1 protein-coding gene and 1 pseudogene are annotated in these 1,354 nt (G+C 53.2%); both read left to right on the top strand.

Annotated elements, in window-relative coordinates:
- Window positions 1-686, top strand: a 686-nt coding sequence (locus ACLUYS_RS09425) for a hypothetical protein (protein ID WP_412659714.1), incomplete at its 5' end; no start/stop codon positions are given.
- Window positions 687-1,068: 382 nt separating this feature from the next.
- Window positions 1,069-1,354: pseudogene (gene pgk, locus ACLUYS_RS09420) on the top strand (phosphoglycerate kinase); the annotation flags it as partial.

The following is a 1,354-nucleotide window of genomic DNA, read 5'->3' as shown; positions in this document are numbered from 1 at the left end:
TGACTGCGGATTCCAGCGTTACGGAAACAAACGGTCTGGCTTCGCCGACGCTGCTCAACGCGGGCACCTTTAACGGCAGCCGCCTGAGCATGGCGTCCAACACGTCTTCGGCAGCCGTTCTGATTCCGGGATCAAAGACAACGCTCGCCAACTGCGCGATTACCATGAACGGACTGGACAGCGATTCCGGCATGGAAGGCGCCTTCGTGGCCCGCACGGACGGACGCTGGGAAAAGGCGCAGGGTCTGACAGAACTGACGCTCAACAGCTGCTCGTTCAGCTACATCGGCCGGGCTGACCATCCCAATGGAGCGGCGTTCGCGGTACGCGACAGCGACTTCGTTCTGAACATGAACGCCTCCATGCAGCTGACCGGATTTACAACGCTGGTGCAGGCGGAACGCTCCAAAGTTACGATCAATGCCGTAACCCAGGTTGTGTACGGCAATATTAACGGCGACGAAAACAGCGAAGTGAACATTACCCTGACCGGCGCATCCGGACTTGGCGGATCAATCAATTCCGATCAGCGCATGAAAACCGCTGTTCTGCACATGGACGCCTCGTCCACGCTCGCTCTGAGCAGCGATATTTATCTCACCGAATTCGTTAACGAAAATCCGGCGGGAACCAACATCATCACCAACGGTTTTCACATTTACGTCAACGGACAGGCGGTCATCTGACCCCTGTCCGTTTTTTCAACCTGCACCGTTCTGGTCTTTGCGTCGGATCTGCTCCATTTCCCAGCGGACCAGAACCTGGACGCGTGAAGATCGTTCCGCCCCTGGGCTTTTCCAGCGCCGCTTCAGATATTCTGTCCGCGTTCATATATCTTTCTCTCATGCTGGCATACTTCCGGTACGCCGGGCGCTTTGCGGACCCGGCCTTTTCCATTGGATCGGCAAAATAAGGCTGTCTGAGCGAAATTCATGTAAGCGGTTAACACTTCGATGTTTGCGTAAGAATTCACAAGCTCACTTTTGGAAATTTCAAAGCATCCCGGCCGGTGATATACTAGAAAAGAACGTACGTAAGTACATGATTAAAGGAGGAAACACTGCATCCATGGCAAAGAAAACTGTCAAAGATCTCGATGTGAACGGTAAGAAAGTCATCGTCCGCGCTGATTTGAACGTACCGCACAAAGGCAGCGAGATCACCAATGACAATCGCGTTAAAGCCGCTATTCCTACACTCAAATATCTCACGGACAACGGCGCGAAGGTCATCCTGATGTCCCACCTCGGCAAAGTAAAAACAGACGAGGACAAAGCGAAAAACGATCTCGGCATCGTCGCTCCGCGTCTGCAGGAACTGCTTCCTGATGTAACTGTAAAATTCTGCCCCGTTA

The sequence above is a fragment of the Allobaculum sp. genome (genome assembly GCF_047010065.1).
In the GTDB taxonomy this organism is placed as follows: domain Bacteria; phylum Bacillota_I; class Bacilli_A; order Erysipelotrichales; family Erysipelotrichaceae; genus Allobaculum; species Allobaculum fili.
The sequence above is the reverse complement of the archived record's forward strand: the minus strand, read 5'-3'. Positions and strand labels throughout refer to the sequence as shown.